The sequence below is a fragment of the Flavobacteriales bacterium genome, assembly GCA_020635855.1.
Classification (GTDB): domain Bacteria; phylum Bacteroidota; class Bacteroidia; order JACJYZ01; family JACJYZ01; genus JACJYZ01.
This window is the reverse complement of the sequence record JACJYZ010000003.1, coordinates 75,371-100,735: the sequence shown is the minus strand read 5'-3', so window position 1 is coordinate 100,735 and position 25,365 is coordinate 75,371. Positions and strand designations below refer to the sequence as shown.

Sequence of the window (25,365 nt, the reverse complement as noted above, 5' to 3'; positions counted from 1 at the left end):
CAACATCAAGTTTCATCTGCCAATACTTTCAGCGCTTTTTCCTTATCGGATCTCAACTGGCTTGTCAGCGCGGTCAGATCACCGAAATCCTTTTCATTCCGGATCTTTTCCTTCAGCCTGATTACCACTTCAAGGTCGTAAATAGAACGCTGAAAGTCAAAAATGTGCACTTCCACCCTCTGTTCCTGTCCCTTTACCGTGGGCCGGTTGCCTATGTTCAGCATGCCATTGTACCAGGTATCCTCCACCTGAACGGTAACTGCGTATACCCCGTTGGCCGGGATGAGTTTGTTGGGGTCACCGATTTGTATGTTGGCGGTGGGAAACCCGATGGACCGCCCGATCCGGTCTCCTGCCACCACTTTTCCCGACAGCTGGTAATCATACCCCAGGTAGAGGTTGGCCACCTTGAGTTGTCCTTCCATCAGGGCTTCCCTGATTTTGGTTGAACTTACAATCACCTCATCGATGTCTTCCGCGGGAATTTCCTCCACGTCAAATTCGAAGGTTTGGGACAGTTCTTTCAATTGCTCAAAGCTGCCTTCGCGGTTCCTCCCGAACTGGTGGTTGTAGCCGACAACCAGTTTTTTAACTCCTATCCGGTTCACCAGCATTTCACGCACAAATTCGGTGTGTGACATACGGGAAAACTCAAGGGTGAATGGATGGATAATCAGGTGATCCAGTTGTTCGGATTCCAGCAAGGCAATCTTTTCATCGAGGGTATTGAGCAACTTCAGGTCGCTTTGTTTGTTTTGCAATACCATCCTGGGGTGAGGGAAGAACGTCAGCAACACACTCGGCATGTTCTGCTGACGGCTGATCTGCCGCAGCCTGTTGAGGATCTTCCGGTGCCCTGAATGCACACCGTCAAAGGTGCCCAGCGTCACCACCTTGGGGCCTTTCACCTCAAAGGATTCAATGCTTCTGTATACTTTCAATTCCGAATAAGGGCGGCGGGTTGATATCCAACGGGCGAATGTAACGAACCGTTTTCAGCCGCCGTCAAAAATACTAAAAAACACTTGGAGGTTTGTTGTTTGTGGTTTGTAGTTTGTGGTTACGCTCCGTAGAAACCATGCCGCACGTGCGAACCGACATACAACCTGAGACTTGCGACTCATTGCGGCGTACCCACGGCACGCTTCCTTTCGCATGGACGTGCATGCCACCAATGTGCTGCTCCGATGGAGCAGGATTCGCCTTGAAGAGATCATCAAACATTAGGTACATATTATGTTCCATAGGAACGCCACAACGTTGGTGTGGGACAATCGAAGATAGACACTGGACTCAGATGCTAAGCAGTTCTCGCATGGCAGAACAACTACAAACCACAAACTCCAAACCCAATTCCCTTTTGCCAACTTGAGACTCACGACTTGAGACTCTTATTGCCCCATTCGTCATTCATAATTCGTCATTCGTAATTTATTCCCCCCTATCCTTTCCAAATTCTACAAATAGTGGTAAATTCGCGCAAAATTTCACAATAGAGCCCACAAAAAATACAGACAGAATGGCCATCAGTAACGGAAAAATCACCCAGGTAATCGGACCGGTTGTAGACATTAGCTTTGAAACGGAAGGCGGAAAGCTGCCGAACATCCTGGATGCGTTGGAAGTCACCAATGAAAACGGACAGACGATTGTAATGGAATGTCAGCAGCACGTCGGTGAAGACACCGTGCGCGCCATCGCCATGGATTCTACCGATGGTCTGGTACGCGGCATGCCGGTTGTAGCGACCGGAAGCCCGATCACCATGCCGGTGGGAGAGCAAATCAAAGGACGTCTGTTCAACGTAGTGGGCGAGGCCATCGACGGCATCGGAAGCACCACCAAGGACAACGGTTATTCCATCCACCGTCAGCCACCCAAGTTCGAAGACCTCACCACCAGCACTGAAGTACTTTTCACAGGTATCAAGGTGATCGACCTGATCGAGCCCTACTCAAAAGGAGGTAAGATCGGATTGTTCGGAGGTGCCGGTGTGGGCAAAACCGTATTGATCATGGAGCTGATCAACAACATCGCCAAAGGTTATGCCGGTCTGTCGGTATTTGCCGGTGTGGGTGAACGTACACGTGAAGGAAACGACCTGCTTCGTGAAATGATCGAGTCAGGCGTTATCAAATACGGTGAAGCTTTCCAGGAAGACATGGAAAAAGGCGGCTGGGATCTATCCAAAGTAGACAAGGAAGAACTCTCCAAATCACAGGCTACCCTGGTATTCGGACAGATGAACGAGCCTCCCGGTGCACGTGCACGTGTGGCCCTGTCAGGTTTGACCATGGCAGAATACTTCCGCGACGGCGACGAGCAAGGCGGCGGTAAAGACATCCTCTTCTTCATCGACAACATTTTCCGTTTCACACAGGCCGGTTCCGAAGTATCCGCCCTCCTGGGTCGTATGCCTTCTGCCGTAGGTTACCAGCCTACACTGGCTACTGAAATGGGTCTGATGCAGGAACGCATCACCTCCACCAAGCGTGGTTCCATCACATCCGTACAGGCGGTATACGTACCTGCGGATGACTTGACCGACCCCGCTCCCGCAACCACATTCGCTCACTTGGATGCCACCACGGTATTGAGCCGTAAGATTGCCGAGCTGGGTATTTACCCCGCGGTGGATCCGTTGGATTCCACCTCGCGTATCCTGTCGCCTGCGGTTGTCGGACAAGAACATTACGGTACCGCCCAGCGCGTGATCGAGATCCTGCAACGCAACAAAGAACTGCAGGACATCATCGCGATCCTGGGTATGGACGAACTTTCAGAAGAAGACAAACTCGTTGTACACCGCGCACGCCGCGTACAACGCTTCCTCTCCCAGCCCTTCCACGTGGCCGAGCAGTTCACCGGTCTGAAAGGTGTGTTCGTGAGCATCGAAGACACCATCAAAGGCTTCAACATGATATTGGACGGTGAAGTGGATGAATATCCCGAAGCTGCATTCAACCTGGTTGGAACCATCGAAGAGGCCATCGAGAAAGGAAAGAAAATGCTGGCCGACACCAAATAATAAGTTGCGCCGAACAGCGAAGTTTTGTACCTTCCCGCTGTAGTTTGCTGAGGATACGGCTTTATAGCTGATCAAGCCGAGTCAGATTGCAGTCGGGTAACAAAAGAAAAAAATGCATTTAGACATAGTCACCCCGGATGCAAACCTGTTTAGCGGCAACGTTACCATGGTTGAGGTTCCTGGCGCCCAAGGCAGGTTCCAGGTCCTGAAAAACCACGCACCCATCATCTCCACCTTGTCGGTAGGAAAGGTTCGGTTGATCGGTGAGGATCAGAAGGAGAAATCCTTTGAGATCACTGGAGGCGTCGTCGAAGTTCTGAACAACAACATCACCGTACTCGCAGAATCAGCCGCAAAGCAGTAACCGAAGATTGTCGGATACCGCAATATGCCCTTCAGGATGAACCCTGCAGGGCGTGTTCATCAAATGCGTCCTGATGAAATATTTGTTGTTGATGGCAGCTTTCTCCGTGGCTGCCGGTTTGCCCACCTCTGAAAAGAAAGAAGTTCATTTTCCTTCCAAAGACGGATTGGAGATCACGGGAGATCTTTATCAGATCGATCCGCATGCACCTTATATCCTGCTATGCCACCAGGCCGGTTACAGCAGGGGTGAATATGTGGTTACCGCCGAACGACTGAACAAACTCGGCTACAACTGCCTGGCCATCGACCTCCGGTCAGGGGGTGCCGTAAATGGCGTAGAGAACGAAACCGCCAAAAAGGCTGCCGCCAAAAACCTGCCCACTGAATACCTCGATGCCGAACAGGACATGCTCGCGGGCGTTGAATACCTGAGCCACCTGGCCGGTCAACCCGTGATCCTCTTCGGCAGCTCCTATTCAGCATCCCTGGCGTTGAAGATCGCCAGCGAGAACGAGTTGGTGGAAGCGGTGATCGCCTTCAGTCCGGGCGAATATTTCGGCGACAAACTGAATGTAAAACAAGCCATCAGCCACCTCGACAAACCCGTATTCGTGGCTTCCACCAAAGGCGAAAGCGATCATGTGCGCAACCTGGTCAGCCAGGTACCGGAAAGCAAACGCACCCAGTTCACCCCCGGCAGAGAAGGCATGCATGGCTCAAGGGCCCTGTGGAAAACATGCGAAAGTCAGCAGGAATGCTGGATGTCGTTGATCCGGTTTTTGTCGAAACTCAAGAACAAGGAGTCATCCTTCTAGGCTGGAGGGATATTGCCACAAAGGCACAAAGACGCGAAGAAAGTGGTGGGTGTTGTCGGTAAGCCGGTTCAGTGTTTATTACCCAAGTGCGGAAACACCGGATAAAACCCCATTATTCTCTTTGAGCCTTTGCGCCTTCGTGGCTTCAAACATCCTTCAACTTCGGGTTCTCTTTGTGCCGGTTTGCATCCCGGTTGGTTTTCTTTTCCAGGGATGCTTCCAGCGCCTCGGTCAGGTTCACGCCGGTTTGGTTGGCGAGGCAGATCAGCACAAACAACACATCTGCCATTTCCGGCGCCGGGTCTTCCGCCTCTCCTGATTTGAAACTCTGGTCGCCGTATTTGCGGGCCATGATGCGGGCCAGTTCCCCCACTTCCTCAGTCAGAACGGCCATGTTGGTGAGTTCGCTGAAGTAACGGACACCTACGGTCCGGATCCATTCGTCTACCTTCTTTTGTGCTTCTTCCAGTGTCATTTCTTATTCTTTGTTCCGGCTGTCAATCCAGATGGTGACAGGACCGTCATTGATCAGCGCTACCTTCATATCTGCTCCGAACACGCCGGTCTGCACATCCGATATCCCTTCCTGCTTCAGCTGCCGCACGAAGTACTCGTACAGGGGAATGGCATGTTCGGGCCGGGCGGCTTTGATGTACGACGGGAGGTTGCCTTTCTTCGTGCTGGCATGCAAGGTGAACTGACTCACCACCAGGGCGCCACCACCGGCATCCGACAAGCTCACGTTCATCACCCCTTCCGCGTCCGGGAAGATCCGCAACCTCGTTACCTTCCCCGCCAGCCAGTCGGCATCTTCCTCCGTATCGGCCTCTTCTATTCCCACCAGCACCAGCACACCTTTTCCGATGGAACCGTGTACCCGCCCTTCGATGGTGACCGAAGCTTCCGATACCCGTTGAATCAACACCCTCATTTTTGTAGGTTTTCGGTTTCTTCCAGCATGCCCAGGTAACTTTGGTACCGGGTGGGCGTCACCATATCGTTCTTTACGGCTTCCAGCACAGCACATCCGGGTTCATTCACATGCATGCAGTTGTTGAACCTGCATCCCGGTAGCAGGGCACGCATTTCCACAAAGTAATGGGAGATCTCATCCCGGGGAATGTCCACCAGTCCCAGTTCTTTGATGCCTGGTGTGTCAATGATATATCCACCGCCGGTCACCCTGTGCATTTCGGCAAAGGTAGTGGCGTGTTGTCCTTTCAGGTGGAAGGGAGATATTTCTTTGGTGACCAGGTCCAACCGGGGTTCAAGGGCTTTGATCAGGGTGGATTTGCCCACGCCCGAGTGCCCGCTCATCAGTTGTGTCCGGTGCTGCATCTGCTCCCGCAGTATCTGTACATCTTTTTCGTTGTATGCAGAAACAACCAGGCACGGATAGCCGATGGCTTCATACACCTGCTTCATTTCCTCCAGCACTTCCACCGCATCGCCTTCCCGGAACAGGTCGGCCTTGTTGAAGATCAGGGTAACGGGGATATGATAAGCCTCTGCCGTCACCAGGAACCGGTCGATGAACCCGAAGCTGGTACGCGGGAATGCCGGCGTAACCACCAGGTAGGCCCTGTCGATGTTGGCCGCGATGATGTGTCGCTGACTCGACAGCTTGGTGGCTTTTCTCACGATGTAGTTGGTGCGTGGAAAAATGGTGGAGATGATCCAATCGTCGCCTTTCTGTTCGATCTCCACGTGATCGCCCACGGCCACCGGGTTGGTGGTGTCGCGTTCTTCCAGGCGAACTTTTCCCCTGACCCGGCAGTCGAGCAGATGCCCGTCGGGATCTTCCACAAGGTACCGGCTTCCGGTTGATTTGATGACAATGCCTTTCATGTGCGATCGTTACCACGAATGTAGGGGAATTCTTCAAAGAGACGAAGATGGCCTTGCCGTCTCTGAAGGCAATACGTACATTTGTCACATGTCTATCCGGGTAAGGAACATCACCAAAGTGTACGGCGAGCAGAAAGCGCTCGACAATGTGAGCTTCGATGTGGGCGGCAAGGAAGTGGTCGGATTTCTAGGACCGAACGGCGCGGGTAAGTCGACCATGATGAAGATCATCACCTGCTTCATCCCGCAAACCGAAGGGGACGTGAACGTGTGCGGCTACGACGTGGTGGAACAGTCCCTGGAAGTGAGGAAGAATGTAGGCTACCTGCCCGAACACAATCCGCTGTATCTCGACATGTATGTGAAAGAGTACCTGGCGTTCATCGGCGGACTTCACTTCAAAGGAAAACAAATCCGGCAGCGGGTGGATGAAATGGTGGAGATCACAGGCCTCGGACTGGAACAGCACAAAAAGATCGGCGCCTTGTCAAAGGGATACCGGCAGCGGGTCGGACTGGCACAGGCGCTGATCCACGATCCCAAAGTGCTGATCCTGGATGAACCTACCTCGGGCCTTGATCCGAACCAGCTGCGCGAGATCCGGAACCTGATCCGCCGCGTGGGGGCTGAGAAAAGCGTCATGCTATCCACCCATATCATGCAGGAAGTAGAAGCCATGTGCGACCGGGTAATCATCATCAACCGGGGAAAGATCGTGGCCGACAAACCGGCATCAGACCTGAAGGAAGGGCTCGGAAAAGGACAGGTGGTTACCATCGAGTTTGAAGCGGAAATCAGCGTGGATGCGCTCCAGGCGCTGCCCGGCATCTCAGCCATTCACAGCGAAACAACGCGCAGATACCGGATCGAATCTGCGGCCGAGGCGGATCTCCGCACGGTATTGTTTCAGTTCGCGGTGGAGAACAAGGTCACCATCCTCACCCTGCAGAAAGAAGAGATCAAGCTGGAGGAGGTCTTCCAACAATTGACGAAGTAGCATTTTCCATTGCATTTCATTTTCACCCATCCCCCTTGCAAATTCTAGGATTATCATAAATTTGCCTTTCACCAAACAAACCATCTGAATACTATGCCCTATCTTTTTACATCCGAATCAGTTTCCGAAGGACACCCGGATAAAGTTTCCGATCAAATTTCCGACGCCCTGCTGGATGCCTTCCTGGCGCAGGACGAGAACGCGAAAGTTGCTTGCGAAACGCTCGTAACGACCGGTCTCGTTGTGCTGAGCGGCGAGGTAAAAACATCGGGTTATATCGATGCCCAGAAGATCGCCCGTGATGTGGTGAACAGGATCGGCTACACCAAGTCCGATTACATGTTCGACTCGGAATCATGCGGCGTAATCAGTGCGATCCACGAACAATCACCCGACATCAACCAGGGTGTTGTCCGCAAAAAAGAAGAAGACCAGGGCGCCGGCGACCAGGGAATGATGTTCGGTTACGCCACAAATGAAACCGACAACTACATGCCCCTTGCACTGGACCTGGCCCACAAACTCCTGATCGAGCTGGCAGCCATTCGTCGCGAAGGCAAGCAGATGAAATACCTCCGCCCCGACTCCAAGTCGCAGGTGACCATCGCTTACGACGATGACAACAAACCCATGCATGTAGACACGATCGTGATCTCCACCCAGCATGACGACTTCGACACGGAGAAGAAAATGCTGGACAAGATCAAGAAGGACATCGAAACGATCCTGATCCCCCGTGTACTCAAAAAGCTTCCCGCACGCGTGCAGAAATTGTTCAAGAAGAAATACAAGTTGCTGGTGAATCCCACCGGTAAGTTCGTGATCGGCGGTCCGCACGGCGACACCGGTCTGACCGGCCGTAAGATCATCGTAGATACATACGGTGGAAAAGGTGCACACGGAGGCGGTGCGTTTTCCGGCAAAGACTCTTCCAAGGTAGACAGGTCGGCAGCCTATGCCAGCAGGCACATTGCCAAGAACCTGGTGGCCGGCGGTGTGGCTGATGAAGTGCTTGTTCAGGTAGCTTATGCCATCGGCGTGGCGCAACCCGTGGGTATCTACGTGAACACTTATGGCACCTGCAAAGCCAAGAACAGCAAAGGCAAAGTGCTCTCCGACGGAGAAGTGGCGGCCATGGTGACCAAGTTGTTCGATATGCGTCCGGCAGCCATCGTGAAGCGATTCGGACTGAAGAACCCCATCTTCCAGGAAACCGCAGCATACGGTCACTTCGGCCGTGGTCCCTACACGAAATCCATTGCGCTGGTCCGCGACGGCAAAAAAATCAAGCGCAACGTGGAGTTCTTCAGCTGGGAGAACATCGACTATAAGGACAAAGTGAAGAAAGCCTTCAACCTGTAAACATAGCACCATAAGGATTGATGGATGATCTGTCTTACATCCTGAACCAACTGGGGGAGCACCGTGAAGATTATCTGAATGCGGTTGCTCCCCCGCTTTTTCAGTCTTCCAACTTTGCATTCCCCGATGTGGCTACCATGCGCACGGAACTGCAACGCGAACTGGAAGTACCCTTCTACACCCGGGGCTACAACCCCACCGTTGCCATCCTTCGCAGCAAACTGGCCGCCCTCGACGGCGCCGAAGATGCACTGGTGTTTTCCAGCGGAACGGCTGCCATTGCAGCAGCCATCATGTCGGTGGTAAAGGCCGGTGACCATGTGGTGTGTGTGCAGAAGCCCTACAGCTGGACCAACAAGTTGCTGAACAAATACCTCGTACAATACGGGGTGACCACCACCATGGCGGATGGCACCGATACCGCACAGATCTCCGCAGCCATCAATGAGCAAACCAAACTAATCTACCTGGAAAGTCCGAACTCGATCACCTTCGAGTTGCAGGACCTGGAAGCAGTGGCCCGGCTGGCAAAAGAAAAAGGCATCACCACCATCTGCGACAACAGCTACTGCACCCCCCTGTTGCAGCAACCCATACGGATGGGCATTGACATGACGGTGCAGTCGGCAACCAAATACCTGAACGGTCACAGTGATGTGGTGGCCGGTGTGGTGTGCGGATCGAAAGAACGCATCATGCGCATGTTCAACGCGGAGTTCATGACACTCGGCGCCATCATTTCTCCCCATGATGCATGGATGATGTTGCGCGGGCTGAGAACCCTGCCTCTTCGCATGGAACGGAGTGCGGCGTCTGCGTTTGAGCTTGCGAAGCGATTGGAAGGCCACCCCGCCGTAGCAACCGTGTATCACCCGTTCCTTCCCGGTCATCCTCAGCATGAACTGGCCAAACGCCAGATGAAAAGCGGAAGCGGACTGCTCTCGATCGCACTTAAATCGGAGCGCGTGGAAGACACGGAAACATTCTGCAACAACCTGCATCATTTCCTGCTGGCCACATCGTGGGGCGGATATGAGTCGTTGGTATACCCGCTGTGCGTACTCTCCGAATCACCCAACTATGCATCTCCGGTCCTGCGCCTGAATTTGGTGCGGCTGTATGTCGGACTTGAAGATGTGGATGCGTTGTGGGAAGATCTGAAAGCTGCGCTGGACAAGATCGCCTGACATTTTAATCCAGGAACCGTTCTGCATTCCCCGGTTGGGGCATCATGCAAACTTCCCTTTTACCGAACCATTTGTAGCGGTTGCGTGCCACGAGGTTGTACGCGGCATCACGGATGGGCCTGGGCACAACCTTCAGCCAGGACAACACCGACCAGATACCACCGAGTTGATTCAGCATGGCGAGTGCTGCCGTTGACCGGATGAGAAGTACTCCGTTTCTGACATATACGAACGTACCCATGTTTTGCAGATCTGACATCTCGGGCGGAAGAAGTGTAGCTGCGGTGCCGGACTGCAGGGGTGCAAAGAAGAACACCCTGCGTTTGTCGCGTTTCAGGATCCATTGCACGGCGCCGCTACAGAGGTGACAGTGGCCGTCAAAGAAAATGATATGGTCAGGTAGGTGTTCCATGGAAAGCGAAAGGCCGGGATCGTGGGAGCGAAGATACGGCCCGGACATAAAAAAACCCCGTAAAGGTTTACGGGGTTCTGTGCCCTGCCGGGCTGAAAAAGAAAAAGGGGCCCTAAGTCAAGAATGGAAGTAAGAGTGTTGATGTGCATCCATTTGCGTCCGTAACCATGACTTGTGAAGTGAGCCCCTTCGTATTGTGAAGTTCTAACTTAATTCAAAGAATAAAAGAACTGACTTGTTTCAAACTGCTTTGTAAAAGTAAAACGTGAATTTGTACCTGTCAAGTATTTCCAGCAAAAAAAATTACGCATTTATTTCTTTCTGAACACGATATTGATCGGCACTCCGGTGAAATCAAAAGACTCTCTGAGCCTGTTTTCAAGGAACCTTTTGTAAGGGTCTTTCACGTGTTGCGGGTGGTTGCAGAAGAATGCAAAGGTGGGTGTGAAGATCGGAAGCTGGGTTACATATTTGATTTTGACATACAATCCACGCACCGCCGGAGGGGGATATTTTTCCAGCACGGGTTCGATCCATTCGTTCAGAACGGAGGTTGCGATCTTCTTGCGGCGGTTCTCATACACCTGAACACCCATCTTCATGGCATCCATGATGCGCTGCTTGGTGAGTGCGGATATAAACAGGATGGGGACATCGGTAAACGGCTGGATCTTTTCCTTAATCAGCTTTTCGTATTGGAGCGCCGTATGGGTGTCTTTTTGCACCAGGTCCCACTTGTTGACCAGGATTACGATGCCCTTTTTGTTGCGTTGGGCGAGGCGGAAGATGTTCATGTCCTGGGCGCCGAATTCTTCCTGGGCATCCAGCAGCAAAAAACACACGTCGCAATTCTCGATGGCCCTCACTGTGCGCATGACGGAATAAAACTCCAGGTCTTCGTGCACCTTTCCTTTCTTACGCAAACCGGCAGTATCCACCAGCATGAAATCAAAACCGAACTTGTTGTACCGGCTGTGGATGGCATCCCGCGTGGTTCCGGCTACCGGCGTTACGATGTGCCTGTCTTCCCCCAGCAGGGCATTCACCAGTGAAGACTTACCCACATTGGGCCGGCCAACGATGGCGAAACGGGGCAGTTCGGAATTTGAATCCGGATCTTCATCGCTGAGTTCCGACGCCATTTCATCCAGCAGTTCGCCGGTGCCGCTGCCGTTTATGGCCGACACACAATGGTATTCACCCAGCCCCAACGCATAAAACTCGGTAGCGTCATTCACACGCATGCTGTTATCTACTTTGTTCACGGCAAGGAGGACCTTCCGCTCGCTTTGGCGCAGCATGTTGGCAACGGTCTTGTCCATGTCGGTGATGCCGGTTTCCACATCCACCACAAAGATGATCAGGTCAGCTTCTTCAATGGCGGCGGTCACCTGCTTGCGGATCTCTTCCTCAAACACGTCATCGGATCCCACCACATAACCACCGGTATCAATCAGGGTGAACCGCTTACCATTCCACTCACCTACGCCGTAATGCCGGTCGCGGGTAACGCCGCTGACCTCATCTACAATGGCGTCTCTTCCTCCCACCATGCGGTTGAAAAAAGTTGATTTGCCCACATTCGGGCGTCCTACGATGGCAACAATGTTTGACATATCAGGTACAATTCGTGCGCAAATGTAAGGAAAGCCAGGGGATTCATCCCGTGTCATTCTGTTTTTCCACCATACCTTTCGGATGGTTTGCGGGTCACATTCCCAACCGAATCACCAAAGAATCTTGCACCTTGTATTTAAGCCAAAGAATTCACGATTCTTTGATCTGATGGGCACGAATACCACATAAATCACTGGTTTTGATTTTCAGAAAGTAGATTGGAATATTAAAACCGACATAGCCAAAACAATAGCTATATCAACGAGTTACAAACGAACTTTCGAACTTTCATTACTGAATTTTAAAGTTTCTCAAAATTTTTTTATTGTTTTTAGATTCACAATTCTGTATCTTTTGGCTTCTGAATTAACGCTTTCTCAATTTTTTATTCATCCGATCACCTGAACTCCCCGGGAGGTGATTCACTTTACGAACCTTAATTAATAAACTCTGCTTCTATGAAAAGAAAGGTAGCAGGAGGAATAGTGTGTGCTATATTTCTCCTCAATTGGACAGGACTTCAGGCGCAGGTATTGAGCGGCCAGGCGGCAGCATCGATCCTCCCTGATGCGGAGACCATCCGACTCGACCAGAAAAGGTCATCCAAACCCCTGTTTGTACGATTTGATCGTACATCTGCACGACACAAGCAACAGTCTCCCAAAGCAGCTGTCATGTCAACCGTGGCGGCCCGACCCGAAGACGATTTCCAACAAGTGAAGACCAAGACCGACCGGATCGGCATGACCCACATCCAGTACCAGCAACTGTACAAGGGCATCCCGGTGCAGGGCGGTGAGTTCCGCGCCCACCTCGAAGGCGGTGTGGTCAGCTCTGTGAACGGACTGTTCATGGATGTAAAGGACCTGAACGTGGTGCCCGCCATCTCCGAAGAACAAAGCCTTTCCGATGCCCTTAATTTCGTGGGAGGTAAAAGGTACATGTGGGAAGATAAGGCTGAAGTGGAAAGCCTCAGAAAAGCCCTGGAAAAACCCGATCTCAGTTTCGAACCCAAAGCCGAACTGTGGATCGTGGCGCCCGACTTCAATCCCACCAACGGATTCCGCCTGGCTTACCGCTACGAGATCTGGTCGTTGGAACCCGATTCACGTGCACAGATCTATGTGGATGCCCAAACCGGCAAGGTCATTGCAAAGAATGAACTGATCCACTCGGTAGACGCCACAGGTTCTGCCAACACCCGCTACGATGGTACGCAAACCATCATCACCGATAGTTACAACGGCTCTTACCGCCTGCGTGAAACCGGACGCGGCAATGGTATCCAAACCATGAATGCCCAGAACGGCACCTCCACCGGCGGCGCTGTTGACTTCACCGATTCCGATAACAACTGGACATCTACGGCCAACATGGATGATGCTGCCACCAATGCGCACCTCGCCGCCGAAAAGATGTACGACTTCCTGAAAGACCGGGAAAACCAGAACAGCATTGACGGAAACGGCCTCAAGCTGATCGGTTATGTGCATTGGGACAGCAACTGGAACAACGCCCAGTGGACCGGCAGCTACATGCGCTACGGCGACGGCAACAACAACCCGCTCACCACCATCGACATCGGTTCACATGAAGTGGGACACGGCGTTACTTCCGAAAGTGCCAACCTGGTTTACTCTTATGAATCAGGCGCCCTGAACGAATCCTTCAGCGACATCTTCGGAACCCTCGTGGAATGGTACGCCACTCCCGGCAAAGCCGACTGGCTGATGGGGGCCGACATCGGTGCCATCCGCAGCCTTTCCAACCCGAATACCTATTCCAACCCCGATACCTATAAAGGAACCTATTGGGAAACCAGCTCGAACGACAACGGCGGTGTGCACACAAACAGCGGTGTGCAGAACCACTGGTTTTATGTACTCTCGGAAGGTGAATCAGGATCAAACGACAACGGTGATTCCTATAATGTAACCGGCATCGGTATTGAAAAGGCAGGACACATCTCCTTCCGCAACCTGACCGTTTACCTGGGCGCCAACTCGGATTATTCCGACGCCCGCTATTACGCCCTGGAATCTGCCAAGGATCTCTACGGCGACTGCTCCAATGAGTATGCGCAAACCGCCAATGCATGGTATGCAGTGGGTGTGGGTGATCCCGTTCAGTGCAACGTGGCCCCCGAACCCGATTTCGTGGCCGACGTAACCGCCAGCTGCGACGGCAAGGTGCAGTTCACCGACAAGAGTACCTTCGCCCCTACTTCATGGGCATGGGATTTCGGTGACGGCGCTTCCTCCACACAACAAAACCCGTCTCACACCTACACCGCCAGCGGTACCTTCACCGTGAAGCTGACCGCTACCAATGCCTATGGACAAAACACCGACACCAAGACGTCTTATGTGACCATCAGCCTGCTCAGTCCGCCCACCACCCAGGGCGACCAGATCTGTGGCTCAGGTACGGTGAACCTGTCCGCTTCCGGTTCAGGCAACAAGTACAATTGGTACGACGCTGCCAACGGGGGCACCCTGCTGTACACCGGTGGCACCTACTCACCTTCGGTGTCCAACACCACCAGTTACTGGGTGGAGGCCGTGGATGAGAAGGCAAAGGTGAAAGGCGGACCGGCCGATAACACCATCGGTACGGGTGGCTATTTCACCGCCAATGACCTGCGCGGTTTGTTCTTCGATGTAACTTCATCGGTATACCTGCGCACCGTGAAGGTGTATGCCAACACCGCAGGCGACCGCCTGATCGAGGTGCTGCAAGGCAGTGATACCGGTCCGGTATATGCTTCCAAAACCGTTACCATCCCTGCGGGTGAGAGCCGCGTGACCCTCGACTTCTACCTGCAACCCGGTACCAATTATTTCATCAAGTGTACCGGTGATCCGACCACCACGCCTTCAGACGTGGACCTCTACCGGAATGATGCCGGCAGTACCTTCCCCCTCAATGTAGGAGGTGTGGTGTCCATCACAGGTACCAATGCCGGTTCGGATGGATACTACTACTATTTCTACGACTGGGAGATCCAGGAGAAGGAGTGCGTGAGCGAGCGCGTGGAAGTGGTGGCTACGGTGGATCCCAACGGTGTGAACCCGACCATCTCCGCAGACAATTCAACGGTGTGTGCAGGCGATGCGGTGAACATGGATGCCGGTAGCGGATATACCGCTTACCAATGGTCTACAGGTGCAACCACCCAGACTGTTACTGTGAACCCGACTGCCAATACCACTTACAGTGTAACGGTAACCGCCAGCGGCGGATGCACGGGCAACACCAGCACATCCATCAGCGTGAACCCGCTGCCGACCCCAACCATCACACAGGATGGCAACGGCACCCTGATCATCTCGGGTATTACAGGTACACATTCTTATCAGTGGTTCCGTGATGGCGCCATGATCAGCGGTGCTACCAACGATACCTACATTCCCAACGTGAACGGCGTGTACACCGTGAAGGTGACAGACGGTAACGGTTGTACCGGTGAGTCTTCACCACTGACGGTGCTGAATGTAGGACTCTCACAGCTAGACCAGGATGTGGCCCTCAGGCTTTTCCCCAACCCCGCCGGTGATCAGGTGAACCTGAGCATCGAAGGCAAGGGTACCCTTCAGATGGAAGTGATCAACCTGATCGGTGAGACCGTGATCGTGAAACGCAACCTGCAAACAGGCACACACACCATCAGCCTGACCGCACTGCCCGACGGCGTGTACATGGTACGCTTGATCGCTACCGACACCCAGGCGCAGAAAGTCATTCGTCTTGTGAAAGGGTTGTAAGCGTCAGAACCCTCTTTCACGAAAAAGCCTTCCGTCTGTCGACGGAAGGCTTTTTCTTTTATCGGATGCGATGGCGCCAACTACTTGAACACCACTTTGCGGTTCACGATGGTTTGTTCCGAACTGGCGATCACAAAATAGATGCCGGGTGAGACCCTGCCCTGTATATCGATCACCTCCAGCAATCCACCTTTGTTGTTGGTTACCACTGCTTTGGTATATAATTCATGACCGTAGGCATCCACCAACACGATCAATACTTCTTTCTCTCCTTTCAATCCGTCGAAAGCCAAGTAAAACTTTTCGCCACTACGAACCGGGTTCGGATATACCTGTATGTTAACGGGCCCCATGGAATTCTTATCGTTATCAAATTGAACGGCAACGATGGCGGAATAGGAGACCTCACCATTATAATCGGTTTGCTTCAGTCGGTAATAAGAGATGCCGGGCAGTGGGGCCTCATCCTTTGTAAAGTATTGCAGCAACCGGTTGCTGTTACCGGCACCGTCTACTTTTGCCACGGGCCGGAAGGTTTTTCCATCCGCAGACCGTTCAACCGTGAAATAGTCATTGTTGATTTCCGACGCTGTGATCCAGGTCAGGTTCACCATATTCTCTGCCGGCTCAGCTGAAAAGCTAAGCAATTCGATGGGAAGCACATCCCCATCCAAACCTCCGGACATGTCACTGAATGAGGTCACACCACTCCAGCTGAGGGTATTGGTAGCCACGGTCACACTCCCATCCGTGGTCCATGCACCACCGGAATACTTCATGGGCAACAGATTGGCCTCGTTCCCGTTCACGTCGGCATTGGTGTACACGTAACTCATGTCGTAATCAATATCACCCGGTCCTGCATCGCAACTGCCGTTACAGGATATATTGGTTGGTGTCACGGTCCAGTACCTGGATATGTAAGTAACGGTTGCCGGCATATTCGGGTGTTTGGAATCCCGCAGGTTGATGGATACACATGCACCACCGCCAAGTGTCCCGTCATTCAGTGTGAATGAAAACGGTGAATAATCATCATCATCTCCGATAGGGAAGTCAACCGTTGCAGCCGGAACCGCCGCATAATACTTGATCACTTTGCCCACACTATTGGCTTCTATGTAGCTGGTGGAACTTCCACCGGAAATAGAACCGGCAGTACCAATGGAGAGGTCATAGGACCCCAGGTTGATATTACCTGCGGTCATCGTCAATGTGCCCGATACGCTTATGCTTCTGGAGAGCACGAGGTCTCCGCCTCCTTTGTTCACCACCAGGCTGTTAAATGCTTCGGTTGTGGAGGCGGACAATGTCTGGTTTGAGCCGCCGTCGAACGTCACCGTACCGCTCTGTGATGTGAAGGTTCCGCTGTTGGACCAATTGCCGGCTACCGTCACCTGATAATTGCTTCCGGAAACGTCCATGGTCACGCCGGACGAGATGGTGAGGTCATGACCTACTGCGATATCACCACACAATGTTTTTGTATCGCTGCCACCCAGGATCAGGTTGTAGTATGTGAGTCCGCTCACACACTGCGCTGCACTGGCATTGTATCTCACCGTACCTGTGCCTGCATTGAATGTTCCGCTGTTGGATATGGTACCGTTGTCTATGCTGAGGGTGTAAGAACCCAGGTTGAGTGTACCGGTGCCATTGATGGTCACCGATCCTACGGTTTGATTGGCTGTCAGTGTGACCACATCGCCGTTGTCAATGATCGCATCCTGACCGGAACCGGGCACGATTCCGGACAACCACGTACCGGCATCATCGAAATCCCCGGAAGTTTGGCTAATGTTCTGCACCACACCTATGGTGGCATAATAGTTACTGGCCACATCCACGCCGGTTGCCTCATAGGTACTTCCGCTCACGAGTGACAGCGGATAATAGGTTGGTGTACCAGTGGTGAAGTCTCCGTCACCATCCGTATCCATCATCAGCAGGTAGGCATTGTAACCACCGGGCATGGCTGCGAAAGATGAGAGGTCCACAGTGACCTTGATCGTACCTACATCATTGGTTTCACCAAACATCCACTCCCGTGCAACCCTTTCTGTAGCTGCATTGGGTGCCTCCGTGGTGGTCCAACTGGCGACTCCGCCATTGTTATGGCCGAAGAGCAGGTAGTCGCCATCTCCCAGGGAGCTGGCATTGTTCACAAGAAACATCCCTGCCGACTGGGCGGCATTGTGAAGATTGGAGGCATCGGCTCTTCCTATACCCGCCACTTCATAGTAATAAGAACCTTCGGTGTATTTATCATTGGCAATGGTGAGACCATATTTTGCTGCCAGGTAGTTATCCACGATAATGCGCTGGGCGGTATTCAAAGGCGTGGTATATATGATGTATTCCGCTACATCTCCGTTGTAGGGTGTACTTGCGGACGCAGCGCCTCCGATCGTAAGCACTCCCGTATTGGTGGAAACACTTTGCAATCCGTTGGCATCAGAGCCCCTGGAGGTTCCGTCTATAAAAACTTCCTTGCTCGTACCTTCAATCCGGCCCGTGAGAATATGTGCGGTGCCGCTGTTATAGCTTCCATTATACGTGAGCCAGTTGTGAGCGCTATTGGCATCATTCCTGGAGAGGATACCAGCATAACCGGAGCTTGCGCTTCCGCCGTTCGAGTTGATATCTACCCCGAACAGGGTACTGGTGGCCGCATCTCGCTTGAGGGTGCTGAGATAACCGCGTGCGGTTGACGTAGTCCGGAATACTGTGATCACCGTCAGATCATCCTGGTTGGCACCTATCAACGCATTGGTTGCAGGACCATTCAGCACATCATTCGCCCCATCAAACCTGACCACGGGAAATCCATTCACCACGGTGTTCACCCAGGTAGGTTGATTGGCGGCGGTACCCTGGCTCACATCGTTGCCGTTACCGGATTGATCGGACCAGGATGTAACAGGACTTGCAGACAAGTCATCCGCCCTCAGCCAGATCACGTTGTTGTTCGCATCACCGACACCGCCCGGACCTATGTATCCTTCGTTGTCATCATCAGTGATGTAGCACGTGTTTACGGTATTGCCGCCAAGTGTGGCTCCCGAGGGATTGGACAGGGTAACGGTAAATTCTTCCAGGCCTTCCACCGTCGCGTCGTCAATCAGGGTGGCTGAAATGTAGGCGCTTGCATCACCTGCAGGAATGGTCAGTGTTCCATCAGCCAATATGTAATCCGTTCCGCCACCGGTTGCCGAAACGTCTGCCACAGTGTAGTCTACGGTCACATCCTGACCGCTTGTTGCCGAAAGCTCAACCTCGATGTTCATCGTGCCTGCTGATTCCGATTTGGATGTGGTGGTGCTGGCAAACTCCACCGTAGGTTCCGCATCGTTGTCCTGAATGGTATACGTGTAGCTTGTATTGGATGCGGCCAGGTTTCCGTTGGTCGGATTCACCAACTGGATGATGATTGTTTCATCGGATTCATCCACACCATCATCCACAATGGCCACATCAAATGTAATGGTTGTTGTGCTGTTATCCCCGGGAATGGTTGCTGTTCCGGATCCAAGCGTGTAATCCGTGCCGCTTCCGGTGGCCGTACCACCGCTGACAATGTAGTCAACCGTAATGTCGGACGAACTCGGGGAAGTAGCCTGAACGGTGAGCGTTACAGGGGTAACACTTTCGTCTCCCGAGGAAGAAGTGGAAGTGAAGCTGATCTTTCTGGCATTGTCATCGTCATTGATCGTGAACGTATGGGATGCATTGCTGCCCAGAACAAGACCTGATGAGGGGTTTGACAGCGCAAGGGTAATGGTCTCATCCGACTCCGATACGATATCATCCACCAGGGTGATGCTGATATTGGCAGAAGTATTACCTGCGGTGATGGTCAGGGTACCGTTGGAAAGAACATAGTCGGTGCCTCCCCCCGTTGCCGTTCCCCCGGTGATGGTATAATCAACCGTAACGTTTGACTGAAGGGCGTAGTTCAGGGTAACCGGAACCAGGGCCGGCCCGTTCGGTTCGAAGGTACTGCTGATGGTGTTCGAGAATTGAATCACCGGACGAACAACAGCAATTGCCACGAAATTGCCATCGGATACATCCACACCCGTGGCGGTAAAGTTGGCGCCGGAAGACTGGGTCATTTTGTACTGGGTAGCGCCGTTGCTGAAGTTACCATCGGCGTCCACAAGTACGGTGTATACCGAATAGCCGGAAGGACGGGCGGGTAATAAAGTCGTATCCACGGTGATGGTGACGGTACCTACATCGCCGGTTTCCGCAATCTGCCATTCCCTGGCCAGTCGTTGGATGTTGGTACCGGAGTTGGGTGCTTCAGTGGTGGTCCATGAGGCCACTGATCCGTTGTTATGACCGAACAACAGGTATTCACCGTCACCCAGATCGGAAGCACTTGAAAACTTGAGAATACCGGCCGACTGGGCGGCGGTGTGTTGATTGCTGACATCCTCGCGACCTATACCAGCCACCTCATACTTACTCAGGGCTTCCTTGTTATATACATCGGTGGCGACCGCAATTCCGAATTTGGATGAAAGGTAGTTCTCGACAATGATACGCTGCGCGGAATTCAGGGCTTTTGTATATATGATATACTCCCCTACGTCACCACTGTACGGGGTACTTCCGGATGCTGCCCCGCCTATGGTGAACGTACCGCTGTTGCTGGATACGCTTTGCATGCCGTTGGCATCGGTGCCGCGGGATGTTCCATCCATAAACAATTCACGGTTGGCATCATCAATCCATGCCACCATGATGTGACCGTTTCCATCGTTATATCCACCGTTGTAGTTGAGCCATTGGTGGCTCGCGTTGGCATCATCCCTGGATAAGAAACCCGCATACCCGGTGCTCGAACTTCCTCCGTTCGAGTTGATGTCGATGGAAAGGAGCGAACTGGTTCCGGCATCTCGCTTCAATGCCGATAAATAACCTCGTTGTGTGGAACTTGTACGATAAGCCGTGATAGTGGTAACATCCTGAATTGCCCCTCCAAGCAACGTGTTTGAGGCAGCCCCGTTGAGCACATCGTCACTGCCGTCGAACCGGATCACCGGTTGTCCGTTCATCACGCTGTTTACCCATGTGGGTTGGTATCCTCCTGTTCCCTGGCTCATGTCGTTGCTGTTTCCCGACTTGTCCGTCCAGGATGAAACCGGACTTGCCGACAGGTCGCTGGCACGTAACCACAGCACGTTGTCATCTTCATCACCAACGCCACCCGGGCCTGTGAAGCCCATCGCATTGTCATTATCACTGATGGTATATGTATTGGTGGTATTCGCACCCAATGTGGCGCCCGTCGGACCGGCGGATAAAGTCACCGTGAATGTTTCCCCTCCCTCCACATTGGCATCGTCAACAATGACCGGACCTATATTGGCAACGGAACTTCCGGCGGGGATGGTCAGTGAGCCGTCGGCCAGGTAGTAATCCACATAACCGCCCGTGGCTGTACCATCGGCAACGGTATAACTTACGACCACATCCTGACCTGATGGGGCGGAAAGACTGACCTCAATGGCTCCCGGACTTGTATCTTCCGAAGCACTGGTAGTGGTGCTGGTGAACTGAACAACCGGCGGATTGTCATTGTCCGTAATGGTGTAGGTGTAGGATGTGTTGGTGGCAGCCAGGTTTCCGTTGGTGGGATTGGTGAGGGTAATGATGATGGTTTCGTCATCTTCATCCAGGACATCTTCGTTGATGGCGATATCGAATGTGGTGGTAGTGCTTGAGTTATCGCCGGGGATGGTGGCCGTGCCGCTGGTTAATGTATAGTCGGTTCCCCCGCCGGTGGCTGTACCGCCCGTCACGCTGTAATCCACCGTGATATCGGATGAACTGGCCGTGGTTGCCTGTACCGTTAATGTAACCGTATTCACACTTTCCGCACCTGAAGAGGACGATGCGGTGAAGTTGATCTTGCGCGCATTGTCATCGTCGTTGATGGAGAAAGTATGGGTGGTATTGGTTCCGAGGGTGATTCCCGAAGAAGGGTTGGAAAGTTCCAGGATGATCGTTTCGGAATTCTCAACCAGGATGTCATCCACCAGGGGAATGTTGATGTTGGCCGTGGTGTTACCTGCTGTAATGGTTACGGTTCCCGCCGACAAGGTGTAATCCACTCCTCCACCGGTTGCCGTGCTGCTGCCATTGACGGCATAGTCAACGGTAACGTTATGGGCCAGCGCCATGTTGAGTTGAACCTGCACGGTTGCGGGACCATTGGGTTCGAAGGTTCCTGAACTTGCAAGTGTGAACCCTATGGTCGGGCGCTTCACCGCAATGGCAATGTAATCGTTGTCGGCAAGTGTCACACCGTAAGCTTCAAAGTTGGCGCCGCTGACATTGCTCATCTTGTACTGGGTGGCACCGCTGCTGAAATCACCGTTGCCATCCACCAGAAGAAAATACTCTGAGTATTCGGACGGGCGGGCGGGCAGCAATGTGGAATCAACGGTAACCGTAACGGTACCCACATTTCCTGTTTGATCTACCTGCCATTCCCTGGCCAGACGTTGGATGTTGGTTCCCGAGTTGGGGGCTTCCGTGGTGGTCCATGAAGCAATTGACCCATTGTTATGACCGAACAACAGGTACTCTCCGTCACCCATTCCGGATGGACTTGAGACCTTCAGTATACCGGCCGACTGAGCAGCGGTATGTTCATTGGATGCATCTTCCCGGCCGATACCCGCTACGTCTTCCTCATACGACACATCGTGACTGTAATAATCGTTTGCCACCGCAATGTCGTATTTGGATGACAGGTAATTCTCCACAATGATTCGCTGGGCACTGTTCAACGCCATGGTATAAATGATGTACTCCCCTACATCTCCGGTGTATGGGGTTCCACCGGATGAAGTTCCGCCAAGGGTGAAGGCCCCGGTGTTGCTGGATACGCTTTGCATGCCGTTGGCATCGGTTCCGCGCGAGGTACCGTCTATGAATAATTCCCGGTTGGCGTTATCCACCCATCCTATCAGGATGTGACCATCACCGTCATTATAACCCCCGTTGTAATCCAGCCAGTAGTGGTTGGCATTGGCATCATCCCTGGTTAGAAAACCGGCATACCCGGCGCTTGCACTGCCCCCGGTTGAGTTGATATCGATGGAATAGAGGGAACTGGTACCCCCATCACGTTTTAACTGCGACAGGTATCCCCTGGAGGTAGAGGACGTCCTGAAAACCGTGAGCACAGTGATGTCTTCGATGGCGCCTCCCAGCAATGTATTGGATGCTGTGCCATTCAGCACATCATCGCTGCCGTCGAAACGGATCACGGGCCTGCCGTTGATCACGCCATCCACCCACAACGGCTGATAACCTCCTGTGCCCTGACTCATGTCATTGGCGTTACCGGATTGATCCGCCCAGGAAGAAACCGGGCTTGCAGACAGGTCATCGGCTTGCAGCCACAACACATTGTTGGTTGCATTTCCCACCCCTCCGGGTCCGGTGAATCCGGTGTCGTCGTTGTCGCCTATGGTATAGGTGTTCACCGTGTTCGCACCCAGCGTTGCATTGGTAGGACCGGCAGACAAAGTGATGGTAAAAGTTTCGGAAGGCTCGATGTTGCTGTCGTCCACGATCACTGGTGTGATGTAACCATATGTGCTTCCCGCCGGAATGGTCAGGGTACCATCTGCCAGGGTATAATCCGATCCGCTTCCTGTCGCCGTACCATCCGCCACCGTATAGGAAACCTGAACATCCTGCCCGGTGATGCCGGATAACGACACTTCCACCTGCCCCGGGCTTACCGCTTCAGAAGCATCGGTTGTGGTGAAGGAAAACTGGACAACCGGAGGATTGTCGTTATCTGTTATGGTGTATGTGTAGACTGTATTCCCGGCATCCAGGTTGCAATTGCCGGGCGTGGATAAAGTGATCTCGATGGTCTCATCCACCTCATCCAAAATATCTTCATTAATGGCAATATCGATGGTGGTGGAGATACTCGAATTATCACCCGGAATGGTTGCGGTGCCGGAGGCCAGGGTATAGTCAACTCCTCCCCCGGTGGCGGTACCACCTGTTACGGTATAGTTCACGGTGATGTCTGATGAGCTGGCAGTGGTACTCTGCACGGTCAGACTGAACGGATTCACACTTTCATCGCCCGAAGAACCCGCCGCGGTGAATCCTACTTTTCTCGGGTTGTCATCATCGTGAATGGTATAGGTGAACTGAACGTCATCTCCGAGTTGGGCCACAGTGGGTCCGCTGAGATCCAGGATCACGGTTTCGTCATCTTCCAGGTCCACATCGTCATTCAGGGTAAGGGTTATATTGGCTGTGGTGGTACCTGCCGATATGGTAACCGGACCTGCAGAGAGGGTGTAATCATTCAATGCACCGGATGTGGCGGTGCTTCCGCCGTTCTCCGTAAAGACCGCCGTTGCATCCGAGCTGATGGCGAAATTCAGTTCAACCTGAATATTGACGGCGCCCGCCGTTTCGAAATCGTCATCGGCGGTAATGGTAAAGTCGATCTCCGGCCGCACCACAGCGATGGTGACATAGCTTCCGTCAGCTACATCCACACCTGTGGCTTGATAGTCGCTGCCTCCAACGGGACTCAGCAGGTATTCGGTAGCGCCGCTGGAAAAATCCCCGTCGTCATCCACCAGAAGGTAGTAATCGGTATATTCAGCCGGGAGTGCCGGAAGAAGCGTATTGTCCACTGTAACGGTGATCGTACCCACATCACCCGTCTCATTCATGATCCACTCGCGGGTCAGGCGTTGCATGTTGTCGCCTGCATGAGGTGCCTCGGTGGTGGTCCATGCGGCAATGGAACCGTTGTCATGTGCAAAGAGCAGGTATTCACCGTCGCCCAAATCCGAGGGAGAACTCACCTCCAGGACACCCCCGGATTCGGCATCCGCGTGTATGTTGGATGCATCTTCCTGTCCGATACCGGCCAGCTCATTGGAATGTGTAGCATCGCTGGTAAAATAATCATTGGCAATGGTGAGGCCGTATTTGGAGGCCAGGTAGTTTTCGATAATGATGCGTTGGGCATCATTGATGGCGGAGGTGAACATGATGTATTCCGCCACGTCCCCGTTGTAGTTGTTGCTTGCAGCAGCCGAACCGCCGATGGTAAACAATCCTGTGTTCGAGGAAATGTTCTGCATCCCGTTCGCATCGGTACCACGGGAAGTTCCGTCCATGAAAAGTTCTTTATTTGCACCGTTGACCCATCCCACCAGGATGTGGCCACCGCCATCATTGTACCCACCGTTGTAAGTAATCCAGTTGTGAGCTGAATTGGCGTCATTCCTGGTTACGTATCCGGCATAACCTCCGGAACCCGATCCGGCGTTTGAATTGATGTCAATGGAATACAGCGAACTGGTACCACCATCTCTTTTCAATGCCGAAAGGTACCCCTTGGAAGAGGAGGAAGTACGAAAAACAGTGATGATGGTAATGTCATCTATGCCTCCGCCAAGAAGGGTATTGGTAGCGGGCCCATCCAGATCATCATTGGCACCGTCGAAGCGCAGCACGGGTTTGCCATTCAAAACCCCATCCACCCATGTGGGTTGATAGGTGGCATTGCCCTGCGACATGTCATTGCCATTGCCCGACTGATCTGACCAGGCAGACACGGGGCTGGCAGAGAGATCGTCGGCCCTCAGCCAAACGATGTTCGTTGATGCATCACCAACACCTCCGGGGCCGGTTTGCGCGTACAACGCTCCGAATCCGACAAAACACGAAAGGAGGGATAAAAGGTATTTTTTACACATAACGATATCTATGGACGCAAACTTTTCATCTTCGGGTCTTCCAACACTCCGCAGGTGTCTAGCGGAATGTGTTTACGGATTTGTACGTGATTTACGCGGATTGTTACGTTTTACAAGGGTTTTTAGCCGGATTCACATAAAAATCCGGTGTGCCAGATAAAATACCGGACTTATACCGGTATTTTGCCTTCAGCGTTACCTTTTT

14 protein-coding genes are annotated in these 25,365 nt (G+C 52.8%); 7 read left to right on the top strand and 7 right to left on the bottom strand.

Annotated features, from left to right (window positions below; translation table 11 throughout):
* Nucleotides 1-5: 5 nt before the first annotated feature.
* Nucleotides 6-941 carry a bifunctional riboflavin kinase/FAD synthetase gene (locus tag H6585_08690; protein MCB9448406.1) on the bottom strand — a complete coding sequence of 312 codons (936 nt, stop codon included), beginning with the start codon at nt 939-941 and terminating at the stop codon, nt 6-8.
* A 584-nt stretch (nt 942-1,525) separates the two neighbouring features.
* Here H6585_08690 and H6585_08685 point away from each other — a divergent pair.
* From H6585_08685 to H6585_08675, 3 genes are all read left to right on the top strand, one after another.
* On the top strand, nt 1,526-3,028 hold the full coding sequence (locus H6585_08685) for a F0F1 ATP synthase subunit beta (protein MCB9448405.1): 1,503 nt from the start codon (nt 1,526-1,528) through the stop codon (nt 3,026-3,028).
* 112 nt (nt 3,029-3,140) lie between these two features.
* Nucleotides 3,141-3,392, top strand: coding sequence for an ATP synthase F1 subunit epsilon (atpC, locus tag H6585_08680; protein ID MCB9448404.1), 252 nt, complete (start codon nt 3,141-3,143; stop codon nt 3,390-3,392).
* 91 nt (nt 3,393-3,483) lie between these two features.
* Nucleotides 3,484-4,209, top strand: coding sequence for a dienelactone hydrolase family protein (locus H6585_08675; protein ID MCB9448403.1), 726 nt, complete (start codon nt 3,484-3,486; stop codon nt 4,207-4,209).
* Nucleotides 4,210-4,354: 145 nt separating this feature from the next.
* On the opposite strand, the gene H6585_08670 is transcribed toward H6585_08675, so the two are convergent.
* From H6585_08670 to rsgA, 3 genes are read right to left on the bottom strand one after another with little or no spacing between them, the layout of a single operon-like run.
* Nucleotides 4,355-4,684 (bottom strand): nucleotide pyrophosphohydrolase, encoded by a 330-nt coding sequence (locus tag H6585_08670; GenBank protein MCB9448402.1) that lies wholly within the window; start codon nt 4,682-4,684, stop codon nt 4,355-4,357.
* A gap of 3 nt (nt 4,685-4,687) precedes the next feature.
* On the bottom strand, nt 4,688-5,140 hold the full coding sequence (locus tag H6585_08665) for a D-tyrosyl-tRNA(Tyr) deacylase (protein ID MCB9448401.1): 453 nt from the start codon (nt 5,138-5,140) through the stop codon (nt 4,688-4,690).
* On the bottom strand, nt 5,137-6,057 hold the full coding sequence (rsgA, locus tag H6585_08660; protein ID MCB9448400.1) for a ribosome small subunit-dependent GTPase A: 921 nt from the start codon (nt 6,055-6,057) through the stop codon (nt 5,137-5,139). The genes H6585_08665 and rsgA overlap by 4 nt, the downstream gene beginning before the upstream one ends.
* 88 nt (nt 6,058-6,145) lie before the next feature.
* Here rsgA and gldA point away from each other — a divergent pair, with 88 nt between their 5' ends.
* From gldA to H6585_08645, 3 genes are all read left to right on the top strand, one after another.
* Nucleotides 6,146-7,054, top strand: a complete 909-nt coding sequence (gldA, locus tag H6585_08655; protein ID MCB9448399.1) for a gliding motility-associated ABC transporter ATP-binding subunit GldA — start codon at nt 6,146-6,148, stop codon at nt 7,052-7,054.
* Nucleotides 7,055-7,147: 93 nt separating this feature from the next.
* Nucleotides 7,148-8,416 carry a methionine adenosyltransferase gene (locus H6585_08650; GenBank protein ID MCB9448398.1) on the top strand — a complete coding sequence of 423 codons (1,269 nt, stop codon included), beginning with the start codon at nt 7,148-7,150 and terminating at the stop codon, nt 8,414-8,416.
* 20 nt (nt 8,417-8,436) lie between these two features.
* Nucleotides 8,437-9,603 carry a PLP-dependent transferase gene (locus tag H6585_08645; protein ID MCB9448397.1) on the top strand — a complete coding sequence of 389 codons (1,167 nt, stop codon included), beginning with the start codon at nt 8,437-8,439 and terminating at the stop codon, nt 9,601-9,603.
* 4 nt (nt 9,604-9,607) lie between these two features.
* Here H6585_08645 and H6585_08640 read toward each other — a convergent pair whose 3' ends face one another.
* Nucleotides 9,608-10,015, bottom strand: a complete 408-nt coding sequence (locus tag H6585_08640; GenBank protein MCB9448396.1) for a DUF393 domain-containing protein — start codon at nt 10,013-10,015, stop codon at nt 9,608-9,610.
* A gap of 311 nt (nt 10,016-10,326) precedes the next feature.
* Entirely contained in the window at nt 10,327-11,631 is a 1,305-nt protein-coding gene (gene der / locus H6585_08635; protein MCB9448395.1) for a ribosome biogenesis GTPase Der, read from the bottom strand.
* Nucleotides 11,632-12,090: 459 nt separating this feature from the next.
* Here der and H6585_08630 point away from each other — a divergent pair, with 459 nt between their 5' ends.
* Complete coding sequence (locus H6585_08630; GenBank protein MCB9448394.1) at nt 12,091-15,396, top strand: M4 family metallopeptidase; 3,306 nt, start codon at nt 12,091-12,093, stop codon at nt 15,394-15,396.
* An 80-nt stretch (nt 15,397-15,476) separates the two neighbouring features.
* On the opposite strand, the gene H6585_08625 is transcribed toward H6585_08630, so the two are convergent.
* Entirely contained in the window at nt 15,477-25,160 is a 9,684-nt protein-coding gene (locus H6585_08625) for a T9SS type A sorting domain-containing protein (protein ID MCB9448393.1), read from the bottom strand.
* Nucleotides 25,161-25,365 lie beyond the last annotated feature (205 nt).

Bases quoted from the DNA above. Each gene is read 5' to 3' on its own strand.
- H6585_08625 (MCB9448393.1), bottom strand. From the start codon at position 25,160: ATGTGTAAAAAATACCTTTTATCCCTCCTTTCGTGTTTTGTCGGATTC.
- atpC (MCB9448404.1), top strand. From the start codon at position 3,141: ATGCATTTAGACATAGTCACCCCGGATGCAAACCTGTTTAGCGGCAAC.
- gldA (MCB9448399.1), top strand. From the start codon at position 6,146: ATGTCTATCCGGGTAAGGAACATCACCAAAGTGTACGGCGAGCAGAAA.
- rsgA (MCB9448400.1), bottom strand. From the start codon at position 6,057: ATGAAAGGCATTGTCATCAAATCAACCGGAAGCCGGTACCTTGTGGAA.
- H6585_08645 (MCB9448397.1), top strand. From the start codon at position 8,437: ATGGATGATCTGTCTTACATCCTGAACCAACTGGGGGAGCACCGTGAA.
- H6585_08665 (MCB9448401.1), bottom strand. From the start codon at position 5,140: ATGAGGGTGTTGATTCAACGGGTATCGGAAGCTTCGGTCACCATCGAA.
- H6585_08675 (MCB9448403.1), top strand. From the start codon at position 3,484: ATGGCAGCTTTCTCCGTGGCTGCCGGTTTGCCCACCTCTGAAAAGAAA.
- H6585_08630 (MCB9448394.1), top strand. From the start codon at position 12,091: ATGAAAAGAAAGGTAGCAGGAGGAATAGTGTGTGCTATATTTCTCCTC.
- der (MCB9448395.1), bottom strand. From the start codon at position 11,631: ATGTCAAACATTGTTGCCATCGTAGGACGCCCGAATGTGGGCAAATCA.
- H6585_08640 (MCB9448396.1), bottom strand. From the start codon at position 10,015: ATGGAACACCTACCTGACCATATCATTTTCTTTGACGGCCACTGTCAC.
- H6585_08670 (MCB9448402.1), bottom strand. From the start codon at position 4,684: ATGACACTGGAAGAAGCACAAAAGAAGGTAGACGAATGGATCCGGACC.
- H6585_08650 (MCB9448398.1), top strand. From the start codon at position 7,148: ATGCCCTATCTTTTTACATCCGAATCAGTTTCCGAAGGACACCCGGAT.